At 57.7% G+C, this 13,516-nt stretch carries 16 protein-coding genes and 2 pseudogenes; 9 read left to right on the top strand and 9 right to left on the bottom strand.

Annotated features, from left to right (window positions below; genetic code table 11):
* The 3 genes and pseudogenes from FSY45_RS27195 to FSY45_RS27180 form a co-directional block, all read left to right on the top strand.
* Positions 1 to 185, top strand: a 185-nt coding sequence (locus FSY45_RS27195) for an IclR family transcriptional regulator C-terminal domain-containing protein (RefSeq protein WP_222864887.1), incomplete at its 5' end; no start/stop codon positions are given.
* A 380-nt stretch (positions 186 to 565) separates the two neighbouring features.
* Positions 566 to 1,609: pseudogene (locus tag FSY45_RS27190) on the top strand (transposase); the annotation flags it as partial.
* 392 nt (positions 1,610 to 2,001) lie between these two features.
* Positions 2,002 to 2,220 carry a hypothetical protein gene (locus tag FSY45_RS27180; protein WP_131667133.1) on the top strand — a complete coding sequence of 73 codons (219 nt, stop codon included), beginning with the start codon at positions 2,002 to 2,004 and terminating at the stop codon, positions 2,218 to 2,220.
* On the opposite strand, the gene FSY45_RS27175 is transcribed toward FSY45_RS27180, so the two are convergent.
* Positions 2,194 to 2,586, bottom strand: coding sequence for a DUF86 domain-containing protein (locus tag FSY45_RS27175; protein ID WP_046462168.1), 393 nt, complete (start codon positions 2,584 to 2,586; stop codon positions 2,194 to 2,196). The genes FSY45_RS27180 and FSY45_RS27175 overlap by 27 nt on opposite strands.
* A complete protein-coding gene (locus tag FSY45_RS27170) occupies positions 2,583 to 2,873 on the bottom strand; it encodes a nucleotidyltransferase family protein (RefSeq protein WP_046462167.1) in 291 nt (96 codons plus the stop codon). The genes FSY45_RS27175 and FSY45_RS27170 overlap by 4 nt, the downstream gene beginning before the upstream one ends.
* A 170-nt stretch (positions 2,874 to 3,043) precedes the next feature.
* On the opposite strand from FSY45_RS27170, the pseudogene FSY45_RS27165 reads away from it, so the two are divergent.
* Both FSY45_RS27165 and FSY45_RS27160 read left to right on the top strand, forming a co-directional pair.
* A pseudogene (locus FSY45_RS27165) lies at positions 3,044 to 3,598 on the top strand (hypothetical protein); the annotation flags it as partial.
* Positions 3,599 to 3,620: 22 nt separating this feature from the next.
* Entirely contained in the window at positions 3,621 to 4,775 is a 1,155-nt protein-coding gene (locus FSY45_RS27160) for a S1C family serine protease (RefSeq protein ID WP_046462166.1), read from the top strand.
* A 253-nt stretch (positions 4,776 to 5,028) separates the two neighbouring features.
* Here the strand turns inward: FSY45_RS27160 and FSY45_RS27155 are convergent, their stop codons facing one another.
* Complete coding sequence (locus tag FSY45_RS27155; protein ID WP_046462165.1) at positions 5,029 to 5,919, bottom strand: LysR family transcriptional regulator; 891 nt, start codon at positions 5,917 to 5,919, stop codon at positions 5,029 to 5,031.
* 109 nt (positions 5,920 to 6,028) lie between these two features.
* Here FSY45_RS27155 and FSY45_RS27150 point away from each other — a divergent pair, with 109 nt between their 5' ends.
* On the top strand, positions 6,029 to 7,036 hold the full coding sequence (locus FSY45_RS27150) for a zinc-binding alcohol dehydrogenase family protein (protein WP_046462164.1): 1,008 nt from the start codon (positions 6,029 to 6,031) through the stop codon (positions 7,034 to 7,036).
* Between the two features lie 84 nt (positions 7,037 to 7,120).
* Entirely contained in the window at positions 7,121 to 7,429 is a 309-nt protein-coding gene (locus FSY45_RS27145; protein ID WP_046462163.1) for a putative quinol monooxygenase, read from the top strand.
* A gap of 55 nt (positions 7,430 to 7,484) precedes the next feature.
* On the opposite strand, the gene FSY45_RS27140 is transcribed toward FSY45_RS27145, so the two are convergent.
* From FSY45_RS27140 to FSY45_RS27125, 4 genes are all read right to left on the bottom strand, one after another.
* The gene (locus tag FSY45_RS27140) at positions 7,485 to 8,468 is read right to left on the bottom strand and encodes an LLM class oxidoreductase (RefSeq protein ID WP_046462162.1); all 984 of its coding nucleotides are present in this window, start codon (positions 8,466 to 8,468) and stop codon (positions 7,485 to 7,487) included.
* A gap of 28 nt (positions 8,469 to 8,496) precedes the next feature.
* On the bottom strand, positions 8,497 to 9,486 hold the full coding sequence (locus tag FSY45_RS27135) for a zinc-dependent alcohol dehydrogenase family protein (protein WP_046462161.1): 990 nt from the start codon (positions 9,484 to 9,486) through the stop codon (positions 8,497 to 8,499).
* 32 nt (positions 9,487 to 9,518) lie between these two features.
* Positions 9,519 to 10,583, bottom strand: coding sequence for an alkene reductase (locus FSY45_RS27130; RefSeq protein ID WP_046462160.1), 1,065 nt, complete (start codon positions 10,581 to 10,583; stop codon positions 9,519 to 9,521).
* 228 nt (positions 10,584 to 10,811) lie between these two features.
* A complete protein-coding gene (locus FSY45_RS27125; protein ID WP_046462159.1) occupies positions 10,812 to 11,825 on the bottom strand; it encodes a GlxA family transcriptional regulator in 1,014 nt (337 codons plus the stop codon).
* A 66-nt stretch (positions 11,826 to 11,891) separates the two neighbouring features.
* On the opposite strand from FSY45_RS27125, the gene FSY45_RS27120 reads away from it, so the two are divergent.
* On the top strand, positions 11,892 to 12,194 hold the full coding sequence (locus FSY45_RS27120) for a putative quinol monooxygenase (protein ID WP_007182542.1): 303 nt from the start codon (positions 11,892 to 11,894) through the stop codon (positions 12,192 to 12,194).
* A gap of 124 nt (positions 12,195 to 12,318) precedes the next feature.
* Here the strand turns inward: FSY45_RS27120 and FSY45_RS27115 are convergent, their stop codons facing one another.
* Positions 12,319 to 12,510 carry a hypothetical protein gene (locus FSY45_RS27115; RefSeq protein WP_046462158.1) on the bottom strand — a complete coding sequence of 64 codons (192 nt, stop codon included), beginning with the start codon at positions 12,508 to 12,510 and terminating at the stop codon, positions 12,319 to 12,321.
* Positions 12,511 to 12,686: 176 nt separating this feature from the next.
* Here FSY45_RS27115 and FSY45_RS27110 point away from each other — a divergent pair, with 176 nt between their 5' ends.
* Complete coding sequence (locus FSY45_RS27110; protein WP_042413041.1) at positions 12,687 to 13,082, top strand: VOC family protein; 396 nt, start codon at positions 12,687 to 12,689, stop codon at positions 13,080 to 13,082.
* 188 nt (positions 13,083 to 13,270) lie between these two features.
* Here FSY45_RS27110 and FSY45_RS28105 read toward each other — a convergent pair.
* On the bottom strand, positions 13,271 to 13,516 hold a 246-nt coding region (locus tag FSY45_RS28105), incomplete at its 5' end, for a hypothetical protein (RefSeq protein WP_222864886.1).

The raw sequence follows: 13,516 nt of genomic DNA, 5'->3' as shown, positions 1-13,516 counted from the left end.
TGGAGCTGGGTGTGCGCTCCATGGCGGCGCCAGTGCGCGACCCTCAAGGCAACACAATTGCTGCCATGAGCATTGCTGTTAGGGCAGAGAGACTCAGCATGAGTGAGTTCAAGGAGACTTTTTTGATGCCGCTGAAGCGCGCTCGCAATGAGTTGGAAAAAAAGTTGTATCCGCAAGGGATGTAATGCGCCACCATGTCTTTGCCTAGCGCAGCGGCTGAGGCTCGGGTTTGCGCCGTCCTTCCGATGTCGCAACCCTGCTAATCGTCCTGCTTATTTATTTGGACGGCCGACGCTCAGACTCCGAGCCAACCGTCTTGGACTATAGAGAGGACATGTTTTTTAACCTGAAATGGCGCTGGAATTACTCGGGTAACAAGATGGTTCGGATGAGTTGTTACTGCCCATACTGTGACTATCAAATAGTCCCGGTGGAAAGTGAAGACTTCATTAATGGTCATACATCGAATTTGAAGCGCGCCCCTGTACGTTATGCGTCCGACGTCCCCCCAGATTTGAGTAGCAAATGAACTTGGAGTCCAATCCCAAACGACAGGAGATTGGATGTGAAAAAGCGATATAGCGAAGAACAGATCATTGGCTTCCTGAGGGAAGCTGAATCAGGGTTGCCGGTGGCAGAGTTGTGCCGCAGGCATGGCTTCTCTGAAGCGAGCTACTACCTGTGGCGCAGCAAGTTCGGCGGAATGACGGTCTCGGATGCCAAGCGGCTCAAGGAGCTGGAAACCGAGAATGGTCGCCTCAAGCGCCTGCTGGCCGAAGCCATGCTGGAGAACGAGGTCACGAAAGAGGCTCTGCGAAAAAAGTGGTGAGCGCATCCGCAAGGCGGGAGCTAGTGCGCCACATGAACGGCCAAGGGCTCATACCGCTATCAGCCGGTGACGGATCGCAATTGCGTCCTCAGGGAAAAGATCATCGCCTTGGCGCAACGTCATCGACGTTACGGTGCCGGCATGATCTATTTGAAGCTGCGTCAGGCCGGAGAGCTGGTGAACCACAAGCGGGTCGATCGCCTGTATGCCCAGGCCGGCCTGCAAGTGTAGAGGCGCAAGCGCAAAAAGATTCCGCTCGCCGAGCGACATCCTTTGGAGCGCCCGACGTCGGCCAACCAAGTGTGGTCCATGGACTTCGTGTTTGACCGCACAGCCGAAGGGCGCAGCATCAAGAGCTTGACCGTGGTCGATGACGCTACACACGAGGCGGTAGCCATCGTGCCGCAGCGTGCACTGAGTGGCAACCACCTGGTGCGCATCCTGGAGCAGTTGGCCAGTACGCGCGGGTTGCCCAAGGCGATCAGAACCGACAACGGCAAAGAGTTCTGCGGCCGTGCCATGGTGAGTTGGGCGCATGCGCGGGGCGTGCAGTTGTTCCTGATCGAACCGGGCAAGCCCAATCAGAACGCCTACATCGAATCATTCAATGGACGATTCCGCGATGATTGCCTGAACGAGCATTGGTTCACCAGTCTGGCGCATGCCCGGGTAATCGTCGAAGCTTGGCGCCGGGAATACAACGAGGAGCGCCCGAAGAAGGTACTGGGCGGGTTGACGCCTGCTGCCTATGCACGGCAGCTGATGCAAAACCAGTTAAACTAACCCCGGGCTCCAAAGCCAAGTGCTACTGAAACGGGGGGACGTCGCCCGCGTCATAGGGCTGCCCTTCTACGTTGACCAATTTGAGACCACTTGAATCGAGGCTTTCTTCGACCTTCTTCTGGAAGTAGCGAAGCTGATTGACGTACCTGCCCGACTCAACCGCATCAAGTTTACTGACGACCTTTCCAAACAGGCGCGAGAAACGCCAGCTCTCGACAGCGATGTCGATTAGGGATTGCTCCGACGCGAGCTACAGGCTATGGGGATCGATGCGCGTGAAATGCCGTTGGGATAGGCATACAACAGAGGCATAGCCTCCATGCGCTCCAGTACCTCATAATCAGCATGACCCTAGAAGAAGTTTACGAGAGATGCCAACAGGAGCAACCATGAAGCAACATGCTCTCCCTACGACAACTGTCTCTGAAACGCGATTTGCGCATTTCACCCGCAGCGCTTCGCATGCCGAGCGTCAAAGCATAATGGTGCGTGCAATGCGAGCTGCTACGCAGGCACAGCGTAAAGTGATCGAGGCGTACGAACAAAAAGAAAAACTAAGCGCGCAAATCAAGTCTGAACTTCTACAACTCAGCAACCGCTGCCACTAGCTTGTCTTTGAGTGCTGGCATGTCTTGTTTGATCACAGCCAAGACGATTTCATATTGAATACCGTCATAACCGTGGCTGATTTTGGAGCGCATACCCCACCACGCTGAAGCATTCAACTCATGGCGCGCTTCAAAGCTAGGATCAGCAGCTTGTGCGTTATGAAGGCACTGTCCAACGACCTCTATGCAGCGTACCAAGGAGTCACGCAGCATATTGACTGCGATGGCGTCGTCGTCTTCATCGCACAGTCGTTCTTGCATCTCAGGAGAGGCGCTGCTCAAGTACATGCTTGCCATATCGATGCGCTTGATGGCATCTTGCAGATAGTCAGGCAGCCTTTCTGGTTTGACGGGGTCAATACTCACAGCGCAACAGCCCCTTGCACCACGGTATCACGCCATTTTTTTGGCAAGCTGCGTGGAGTGTTCACATCGAACTGGACACCGATTTCCTTGCTCAGCTCCATTTGCATATTGACCAAGTCCAGCAAGCTGCCACCAGGCATCATGTCGATCAATAGATCAACGTCACTGGAGTCGTGCTGCATACCAGACGCGACCGATCCAAACAGACGCGGATTAGCGCCTTTGTGACGAGCGACAATGGAGCGGATACGCTCTCTTTGGCTGAGTAGTTGGCGGTAAGTTGTCATGGTCAACCTCCTTACGGTGATTTTTGCAGTCTACTTATTCTCTGGCAAGAAGAAGGGCAGATGCAAAATTGGCCTCCTAGGCCTTGGATGGACGTGGCCCGTAGAGTTCGAGAGATGCCATTCTGTGAGGCTGGCAGCTATCTAGGAAAAACCGGTCTGTTGATGCCAGGTCGAGGCACCGCTGGCTCAATCGCTTTCAAACCGTGTTGCTGGTTTTGACCCTGGTGGGGATCGCGGCTGCCGTTGGCAGTCTGCTGTTGGGCGAGCATGGCCTTTGGCTGGCACTGGCAACATGCGCATTGACCCTGCTTATCGAACCTGTCGTCGCCTCCGCGATGACCTTGCGCCTGTATGGCGTCCGTCCCTTGCGCAGCAATGAAGCCCCCGTAATCTGGTCGTTGCTGCGAGCGCTTACAACGCGCGCCGGGTTGCCGAACACGCCGGTTCCGTACTATGTGCCCAGCGGCATCGTCAATGTCAATGCCTTTGCCACCGGCTCCAGGCGCCTTGCCTCCATTGCCCTCACGGATGGCCTGCCCGGCTGGGGAAATCCCGAGCCGTCTTGGCTGCGCACGCATACGGCGGCAGAGGCTCGTATCGCGCGCCTGATGGAGCTGGCGCCTCAGCCATCGCAGACCCTGCTGTTCCAAACGGATTATCTCGTGCCAAGGTCGTTCGCACCGATGTGCCCACCACGCCGGGGCCTGAGCGGCCTTTGGCGCTAAATCACTCGAAGGAGCCTCCGTCATGTCTTCCCCCGGTCCTTACCCACAACGCCCAGCTCCGGATCATTTCGTCCGGCGGTGGCTCGTCATCACTGCGTGCGTTGCAGCACTCATGCTGTTCTGGCAGTTCCTGCCCGCCATCGAAGCCTGGTTCAGCCCGCGCCAAGCCGCTGAGCGCACCGTCACGCCGCGTGGCGATCTGGCCGCTGACGAACAGGCCACCATCGAGCTGTTCGAGAAATCCCGGGCATCGGTGGTCTACATCACGACGTCCCAACTGGTACGAGATGTCTGGACGCGCAACGTCTTTTCTGTGCCGCGCGGCACGGGTTCGGGTTTTATCTGGGATGACGCCGGTCATGTTGTTACCAACTTTCATGTGATTCAGGGGGCGTCGGAGGCCACGGTCAAACTGGCCGACGGCCGCGATTACCAAGCCGCGCTGGTCGGAGTGAGTCCGGCACACGATATCGCGGTGCTCAAAATCGGCGTCGGCTTCCAGCGCCCGCCCGCCGTTCCGGTCGGCGCCAGCGCAGACCTCAAGGTGGGACAAAAGGTGTTCGCAATCGGCAACCCCTTCGGCCTGGATTGGACACTCACCAACGGCATCGTGTCCGCGCTAGATCGATCGCTGCCCGGAGAATCCGGCGGAGTGACCATCGAACACCTGATTCAAACCGATGCCGCTATCAACCCCGGCAACTCGGGTGGGCCGTTGCTCGATTCCGCCGGCCGCCTGATTGGCATCAACACAGCGATCTACAGCCCTTCCGGTGCATCGGCTGGGATTGGCTTCGCCGTACCGGTGGACACGGTCATGCGTGTGGTGCCACAACTCATCAAGACAGGAAAATACATCCGCCCGGCGCTTGGGATCGAGGTAGACGAGCAGCTCAACCTCCGATTGCAGGCACTGACCAGTACCCAAGGCGTGTTCGTGCTCCGTGTCGCCCCTGGCTCAGCGGCGCAAAAGGCGGGCCTGAGCGGTATCACCGTTGGCCCCGAAGGCATCGTGCCGGGAGACCGTATCACAGGCATAGGTGGTGCTCCCGTCGACGATGTCGCCAAGCTGCTCGCACGGCTTGACGACCAAAAGGTAGGGGATGTGGTTGTCTTGTCAGTTGAGCGGGCCGGTAAGCCAAGGGAGGTGCGCGTGGAGTTGCAGCCTGGCGCCTGATCTGAAGTAGAGAACTTCTGGGGATCGGTAAAAAATAACGATGGATGCATCAAGTATTCGAGCCGCAGAAACTTGATGCCCTACACTTTGGTTGCCAAGGCTTTTTGCTTTTGGGCTCGGACCTCTTCTTGCGCTAGTCCTTATATCGGCAGCAGCCAGCAGCTCAGTTCTCGACGCACAGCAGAAGTGAACGCATTGATCCGCCGAACCATGAAGCGCGGGATGCTCAGTGAGCATCAATCACAGGATCGGTTCACCCGCGCTCCAGAGCAGAAAACTGGCTACTCAGCCACGTGTGAAGCTGAGAAACCGCAGGGCTGATCTGCTTGCGATGCGGACACACCAGATTCAACGGTGACGCTTCGCCAGGATAATCCGGCAGCAGCACAAGCAGACGCTCTGCGGCGACATCTGCACTGACATCCAGCCAGGATTTGTAGGCGATACCTTCACCCTCCAATGACCAGCGCCGCACGACATCGGCGTCATCGCTGAACAACGGTCCCGAAACCTGCACGGTTTGCCCGCCCAGGTTCCACTTGTCGTAGACCCGGCCATTTTGCAGATAGAGCAGGCAGGCATGCTTGCTCAAGTCATCCGGTGTTTGGGGAGAACCGCAGCGTTGCACATACTCCGGCGAGGCAACCAGCACCCGCTGGTTCCAAGGTGCAAGCGGCAGTGCCACGTAGTTGGCGTCTTCATTCGGACCGTAGCGAATCGCCACGTCCACCGGGTCGCGAAACAGATTGGCCATCTGGTCCGACAGGAAAAAACGCAACGTCAATTCAGGATGCTGACGGCGGAACTGCGTCAGCCACGGCAGCAGTATGTTGCGCCCCAGATCGGACGGCGCTGTCACTTGCAGCACGCCCCGCAGCGTGGCGTTCTCACCCCGCAGGTTTTCCTTGCCTTGCTGCAGGGTCTCTAGCACTGAGTGGGCGGTGGGCAGATATTGCTCGCCCTCGGCAGTCAATCGCAGGCTGCGCGTCGTACGGGCGAATAGGCGCACGTCCAGTTCGCGCTCCAGACGTTTGATGGCGGCAGCGACCTGACCAGGCAGCAGATCAGCCTCAAGCGCCGCTGCGGTGAAACTGCCCAGCGCGGCGCTGCGGATGAATAAACCAAGATCATCGATGCGGATCATTTTCACTCCTGAAGTGAAAGTGTTGACGCATTCTGCTTGTTTTTCTTTGCCCATGGGAAGTCGAAAATTGCCGCAAGTGAATGCATCAACCCTTCGACAGCGAGTTTCCATGAAAGCCATCAGCTTTACCCAGCACGCGTTACCCATCGACAATCCACAAGCATTGATCGACATCAGTCTCCCGCGGCCCACGCCTGGCCCTCGGGATCTGCTGGTCGAAGTTCGCGCGGTATCAGTGAATCCGGTGGATACCAAGGTGCGTGCCGGAACTATCACAAAAGAACCGATAATCCTCGGCTGGGACGCCACAGGCATTGTCCGCGAGGTCGGCGCTGAAGTGACGCTGTTTCAGCCGGGCGATGAAGTGTTCTATGCCGGCTCGATTGCCCGCCCCGGCAGCTACAGCGAATTCCATTTGGTCGATGAGCGGATCGTTGGGCACAAGCCTCATTCATTGAGTGCCGCCGATGCGGCAGCATTGCCATTGACCTCGATCACGGCCTGGGAATTGTTGTTTGACCGGCTCGGTGTCGTCGAGGGTACGGGGGAGGGCAAGTGCCTGTTGATCACTGGAGCGGCTGGCGGCGTCGGTTCGATGCTGGTGCAACTGGCCCGAAAGTTGACCCGCCTTACCGTCATTGGTACCGCCTCACGCCAGGAAACCGCTGATTGGGTGCGGCAGTTGGGCGCGCATCACGTGATCGATCACAGCCAGCCACTGCTCGCACAGTTGCAAGCGCTCGGTGTGCCGGAGACCGACTATGTCGCCAGCCTAACCCACACCGAACAACACTTTGCACAACTGATCGACGTGCTCAAGCCACAGGGGCGTCTGGGTGTGATAGACGATCCCGAAACCCTCGATGTGATGCCGCTCAAGCGCAAGTCGCTGTCATTGCATTGGGAGCTGATGTTCACCCGCTCGCTGTACGAAACCCCGGACATGATTAATCAGCATCACCTGCTCAATCGGGTCAGCGCTCTGATTGACCAAGGTGTTCTGCAAACTACCGTGGGCGAGCACTTTGGTGCGATCAATGCGGCAAACATGCGTCGTGCCCATGCGCTGATCGAGAGCGGCAAGGCCCGGGGCAAGATCGTTCTCGAAGGTTTCTGATTTCACTCATCAGACGGGCTCGCCTGCGGGCCCGTTTAACAGCCTGCGGCATCACTTGCGGTTTTTAATGTTGGAGAGTTGACGATGAATACGTCCAGTAACGTGTTGGTATCAATTGCCGTACTCAAGGCCAAGGCAGGCAAAGAACAGGCATTGAAAGAAGAATTGCTGACGCTGATAGAGCCGACCCGCGCAGAGCCGGGCAATCTCGATTATGTGTTGTTCGAGCAGCGTGACGAGCAGGGCACTTTCTACATGCGCGAGGCTTTCAGGGATCAGGCGGCGCTGGATGCGCATATTTCGATGCCTTACTTTCAGCGCTTTGCCGCCACGGCAGATGATCTGCTGCAAAAGCCGTTGCAACTGATATTCCTTGAACAGGTATCGGCCTGATCATTCAGCCTGTTGAGCCGCACCACCTCGGCCGGGTGTGGACGCGGCCGGCGGATCAATTTGCTCCAGGACGCGCCTTTACTCCGAATTGCGCAACGATGTGAGTGCCCAGCTCCTCAATGACGTCCGCCGCAGGGCGCTTACCGTACTTGAGATTGAGGATGACGTGGTCCACCCCGATTTCCTCAAGCGACTCTAGCAAAGCCCGGAGGTGGTCGCGCCCGAGCCTGAACCCCAAATGAATCGGAGTGGGTGGCGTGGACGGGTTCTCACTGAGGTCGATGTAAAGCGACTGAGTGAAGGGCTTATAGACGGAACCACATTGCTTCATGACCTCCATCCGCCAATCTTCCACAATCAGTCGCTGTATATTCGGCGCGCGTGGATAGTTGATCCATCCGGCGCTTTCGCGCGCTATCCAATCCAGTGACTGGCGGCTATGTCCGGTCACGAGCATCGGAATCACTTGGGTTGTGGGTTTGGGAATGAGGTCTGCGCCGCGCAGCTCACCACCGCTCCAGCGGATGGGTTCGAAGCTGGTGCTGTAGGCTCGGCGAATCACCTCGTAGTGCTCTCGAAAGACTTCTCCGCGTCTTTCGGGATCGACGTCAAAGGCTGAAAACTCCACTGGGCGATCGCCGGAGGCTACGCCCAGAATCAAGCGACCTGCGCTCAACTGATCGACGCTGGCTGACGCCTTGGCTGTGTGCAGAGGATGGTGTAAAGGGATGGCAATGGATGCGCTGCCAAGCGCTATCTCTGACGTATGAGCCGCCATATAGCCCATGTATACCCAGGGATCGAAGGCTTGGCCGACATCGCCGAAATTAGGGTCCCGAAGAGGCACGTCGCGAAACCAGAGCGCGGAGAAGCCCAGCTCCTCTGCTCGTTTGGCCAATGCGACCTGGTTGAGCATGCTCGGGATGTCCCCACCGAAGGCCTCCAAAGGGAAGAACAATCCCAGGCTCAAATGACCCGGAGTGAAGGTTCGGCTGAACCCTCGATGCTGCTGATAAGGAATCGTGCTCGGCAGATACATTTTAATCTTCCTCAGTGGGAGAAACCGATCAGACAGTAACTACGATCTTGCCGATCTGCTGATTGGCCTCAAGGAAACGGTGGGCTTCCTGGATGTCGCTAAGGGCAAATGTCTTGGCGATGATCGGGCGCAGTGCACCAGACTTCAGTCCTTGGAGAATAAAAGCCTTGGCACGCTCCAGGGCTTCTGGGTCGGCCACGATTTCTGCATAGATATAGCCCTTCAGGGTCAGGCTTTTGCCCAGCACGGTAAACAGCGGGAAAGGCGTTGGCTCTGGGCTGAGTGCACCGTACACCAACAAAATACCTCCACGGGCCATGCTTTGCGTTAGGGGCTCGAAGGAGGGGCCGCCAACTGGGTCGAATACAACACGAGCACCTTGCCCGGCAGTGATGGCCATCACTCGCTCTGCGATGTCCTCTTCGTCGCTCACGATTACATGCGCCGCACCGGCATCCAGCAGGGCCTGTTTTTTCGCACGCGTTCGTGTGATCGCAATCGAGGTGGCGCCGACCATGCGAGCCATTTGGAAGGCTGCCAGGCCGACACTGCTTGATGCTGCGGTGATAATCACAAAGTCACCTTGCTTCAACGCTGCCTGCTCGATTAGCGCCCCCCAGGCGGTGACGTACTGCATCCAGGACGCAGCAGCCTCTTCGAAGGACAGGCCCTCAGGGTTCTTTACCACCAGATGAGCCGGTACATTGGCCAGTTCGCCGTAGGTACCCCAGCGGGCGATATCCAATGGAGGGATTAGAGCGACGGCATCGCCAACCTTTGTCTCGGTTACGTCGCTACCGACTGCGACCACGATGCCAGCGGCCTCATAGCCCAAGCGGCTCGGGAACTCGGCCTCCTGTAGATACGCATGGTTGCGAAACATCACTTCGGCACGGTTCAAGCCAATAGCTTTGACGCCAATCTGCACCTCGTTTGCTGCCGGCGCCGGTACGTCCAGATCTTCCAGCTTCAGAACGCTGGCGTCACCGTATTCATGAATTCTGACAATGCGTGCCATTACGGATACCTCGCTTTTGAATGGGTTTTGATTTACGCGACCTGCAGTGTCGGATAGTCTGTATAGCCCTTGGCGCCACCTGCGTAGAACGTGTTGGAGTCAGGCGCGTTCAGCGGTGCCTTGGCCCTGATGCGTGCGGGCAGGTCCGGGTTAGCCAGGAAGGCGGTGCCAAAGGCCACAGCGTCAAGCTTACCTTCGGCAATAGCTGCCTCTGCCTCATCAGCGCTGTAACCCATATTGCCCACCAACACACCCTTGTAGTTTTCACGCGCTACGGGCATGACATCAGCCTTCTGCACGCCGAAGAAATCGGCGCGCATCACGTGCAGGTAGGCCAGCTTGAAGGCATTGAGCCTATCGGCCAGGAAGCCGATGAGGGCCAGCGGGTCACTGTCTTTCATGCTGTTGAAGCTGTTGAGAGGCGACAGGCGCAGGCCCACACGTTCGGAACCGATCGCCTGGGTCACGGCAGTGAGTACCTCGAACAGCAAACGTGCACGGTTTTCCAGCGATCCGCCGTAAGCATCGGTGCGCTGGTTGGGCGTGTCGCGCAGAAACTGGTCAATTAGGTAGCCGTTGGCGCCGTGTACTTCCACACCATCAAAGCCGGCGGCAATCGCGTTGCGTGCGCCTTGAGCAAACGCAGCCACGATGCCGGGAATCTCTTCGACGGTCAGGGGGCGGGGCACCGCGTGCGGCACCTTGCCTTGGGGCGTGTGGATCTCACCCTCAATGGCTGTGGCGCTGCTGGAGACAATGGGGGCGCCATCGGCAGCGCCAGGGTAGGCTGCGCGGCCAGCGTGCCAGATCTGCATGAAGATGCGTCCGCCCTTGGCGTGCACCGCGTCGGTCACCTGCCTCCAGGCTGCAATCTGCGCGTCGTTGTAGATGCCAGGCTCATTGACGAAGGCCGATGTACCGGGCGCCACCATGGTGCATTCGGAAATCAGCAGGCCGCCGGTGGCTCGCTGGCTGTAGTACTCGGCCATCAGCGCGTTGGGCATGTGGCCAGCGTCGGCACGGGCGCGTGTCAGTGGTGCCAGAAGGATGCGGTTGGGCAGGGTGAGAGAACCTACTTGAAGTGGATTGAATAGCATGTGGATGAAAACCCAGATTAGTGAACAGAAAACAGTGGTAAAGCTAGCAGTATTCCCAATACTCAGACCTTTGAAAGGTCACTGAACTTTGAAAGGTCACTGAAGACTGCTTTGGCACGGCTGGTGCTTTTGCACCCAACGCACGATGTAGTAGACACAAGTGGGTAAGCCTTTGCTTCCGACAGTTTCGCGGCGGTCTCCAGCCGTACATGCACCAAACGCCTTTGGTCATCCACCGCGTCGCAACTCCCTGACACCCCGGCCCAGCTTGCGGCGCAACAGGGCCCGCAGCGTCACTCCATCAGAGTACCCGACCTGTGCGGCGACCTGGTCGACGCTGGCGTTCCCGGTGCGCAAGAGATGGACGGCATGCTCCACGCGCAGGTCCTGGAAATACGACAGTGGTGTCTTTCCCAAAACGCTTTGCAGCCGCCGCGCCAAGGTGCGCTCGCTTGTGCCCACGGCGCTGGCCGCCTCGGCCAGCGAGAACCCCTGCGCGAGCCGACGTCTGGCCCAGCACTCGAAGCGCTCCACCATCGGGTCGGCATGCGCGAGGTGGTCGGGAATCACGAACTCGGCTTGCGAACTGCGTGTCTCGACCAGCAGATAGCGTGCCACCAGGGCCGCCAGCGCCGGACTGCGCCCTCGGATGATGCGCAAGGCCAAGTCGACGTGGGCCAAAGCGGCACCAGCGGTGGTGAAGCGTGTCGAGTTCACGATCATGCGTGACTCGTCCAGCGTGACGTTCGGATAGCGCTGCCGAAACATCGGCCCCAGCCACCATGACGTCGTTGCACGATGCCCATCAAGCAGGCCACTCTCTGCAAGCAAGAAACTACCGGAGCAAGCGGCACCAAGGTGCGCGCCAGCGGTGGACCACTGCTGTAGCGCCGCGACCGCATCGGGCACATCGGGGCGTGTGAGTCGAGCCGAGAGCGTGTCAGGCATCTTGTCGCCAAACGCGGGCACGAGTACCACGTCTGGTTCGGGCACACCATGCGCAGTGACCACGGGGACCGTCAAGCCTTGCGCAGTGCGGATGCGACGCCGCACGCCCACCAGCGTGAGCTCTATGTGCGCGGGAGCCTGTGGCAGCGAGCCCGCCATCGCATTGGCCAAGCCTACTGTGTCAGTGAGCGCCGCAAGCCCCAGATCAAACACGCCATCACAAACAAGGAGGTGGAGTTTCATGGCAACAATGATATCAATGTTGTCATTATTGCCACTGGAGATGTCTGTCATGAGGACTTAGACTGCAGTCTCGTCGATCCCTTCACCCACTTTTCCATTTACCCAAAGGAATACAGCATGACCAAGCTCGCCCTGTTTGTTCGCCTCGAAGCTAAACCCGGCCAGGAGGCTGCGCTTGCCGACTTCCTGGCCAGCGCACTGCCGCTCGCCAATGCCGAGTCCGGCACCACGGCCTGGTTCGCATTGAAGTTTGGCCCTTCGACGTTTGGTGTGTTCGATGCCTTTGCTGATGAGGCAGGTCGCCAGGCACATCTGAACGGCCAGATCGCCGCGGCCTTGATGGCCAACGCAGCGACCTTGCTCAGTTCTCCGCCCAATATCGAGAAGGTCGAACTGCTTGCAGCCAAACTGCCTGCATGACAACTCGGCCTTGACCCAATCAGGTCACGCTGCAGGATGGGGGTCACACAGCCCTACGTGCGATCCCCACCTCCTTGCTGTCATTCTTGCAGCCTATGGATTTTCCGGCGAGAAAAGGGCAGATTCAAACCTGCCCACCCACCCCCTTGAACTTCTCCACAAACGCAGCGATCTTCTGAAACACCGTCTGCTTCTTGGTGAGGTACTGCGGGTTCAGAGGGCTCATTTTGGGCAAAACAGCATTCAGTTCAGTACCGCTGTCTGAGGCATATTCACGTTTGAGGGAGTTGGTGATGTAACGCTTGGCAGCTTCCACATTCTGTCAGGATCCAGGCGCAGCGCGAACAAATTTTCTCGCTGCTTCGGCTTCAATTGCACTATTGAGCTGAAACTAGAAGTGTGTGCTATTGACAGCATCGTTACTTTCAACTTCGCAGAGCTACTGTGCGTCATGCTCAGCAGTTCTTCAATATCAATACGAGAGGTACCACCTTGGCCAAAATAATCCACACAATGATTCGCGTTCATGACCTCGAGCGCTCGCTCAAGTTCTACGCTGACGCATTGGGTCTCTCAGTCAGTCATCGACTGGACTTCCCAGATTTTTCCCTCGTTTACTTGCGCAATGAGCAGAACGACTTTGAAATTGAGCTGACCTGGAACAAAGGCAGAGAAGAGCCCTATTCACACGGCGATGGTTATGGGCATATCGCCGTGGCTGTTGAAGAGCTGGACAAAGAGCATGAGCGAATGACGGGCGCTGGGATCAATCCAGCCCCCATAAAGGAGTTCAAGCGTGGAGACGAAATGCTCGCGCGCTTTTTCTTCATCCAGGATCCGGACGGCTACAAGATAGAAGTGCTGCAGCGCGCGGGCCACTACATCTGAAGGCTGATGTTCAGCGCCATTTAGTCTGGCTACCACAGCAGGGATCTGCTTCCACAGAAGCACTAAGACGAATGCTGGCCATTGAGCGCTCAAAAAGTTGACCTTCAGATCCCTTTAGCTTGAGCGACCGCTTATGGCCGAGAGCACCGCTTCGTACAGGCCGCCGATAGCGGCCTGACGAGCGATTCCTAAGCACAAATCGAATGACTGCTGTCAGGGCGCACACTGAACTCACGCTGTCGGCTAGACAGCGGGCATTCAGGAAGAAAGTGCACCGAGATCAAAGCATTTGCCAAAATGCCCAACAGGAGGGTGTGCAGAATTTTGTGTAAACGGACAATCAACCGCCGGCGCAAGCCGGACTGTCCGTAAGCACAATGAGCACCAAGAAACACGACGTACCCGAAGAACTGCTGTCTGGCCTGCTGGCCAAC

This window comes from Comamonas sp. Z1 (genome assembly GCF_008121555.1).
Taxonomy (GTDB): domain Bacteria; phylum Pseudomonadota; class Gammaproteobacteria; order Burkholderiales; family Burkholderiaceae_C; genus Comamonas; species Comamonas thiooxydans.
The sequence above is the reverse complement of the archived record's forward strand: the minus strand, read 5'-3'. Positions and strand labels throughout refer to the sequence as shown.